Here is a 414-nt window from a genome sequence, read left to right as displayed (position 1 = left end):
CCCATTTCGTCGCATCGGCGGCGTCGCGAATCTCGCCGCCCGAGCGATGGAAGCGCCGCAGGCTGAAGTAGCGCCAGACGCCGACGCCGAGCAACGCGCCGGCGAGCGCCAGGAAAACCGGCTGGCCGTTGCGCCAGTAGACCATGAGGCTGACGACGGCGTGGCAGCTCGCGCCGATGACCAGCATGTGCGCGTTGTCGAACAACGAGCGCACAAACTGGATATAAACATCCACAGGGATGTTATCGGTTTTTGTTCTGCCCATTACTGGCGCCCATTGAGCCCCAGCCTTGCCATAGTCCCATTAAAAAATCTTTAGCCTGGGCTGAAACGCCTGGTTTCCGGGCGCTTTTGGGGTCACTCGGCGGCCTGCAGTTCCGACCTTGCCGGCGCTTTCGCCAGGCGCTCCAGCAG

General features: G+C 62.3%; 1 protein-coding gene. It reads right to left on the bottom strand.

What is annotated here, in order from left to right; genetic code table 11:
* Window positions 1–187: hypothetical protein (locus EOA28_RS38320; RefSeq protein ID WP_189342439.1), on the bottom strand; the 187-nt coding region annotated here is incomplete at its 3' end.
* Window positions 188–414: the final 227 nt, after the last annotated feature.

Source organism: Mesorhizobium sp. M2A.F.Ca.ET.067.02.1.1, assembly GCF_004023285.1.
Taxonomy (GTDB): domain Bacteria; phylum Pseudomonadota; class Alphaproteobacteria; order Rhizobiales; family Rhizobiaceae; genus Mesorhizobium.
Note: the sequence above shows the minus strand (reverse complement) of the source record. Positions and strands in the feature narration are given on the sequence as shown.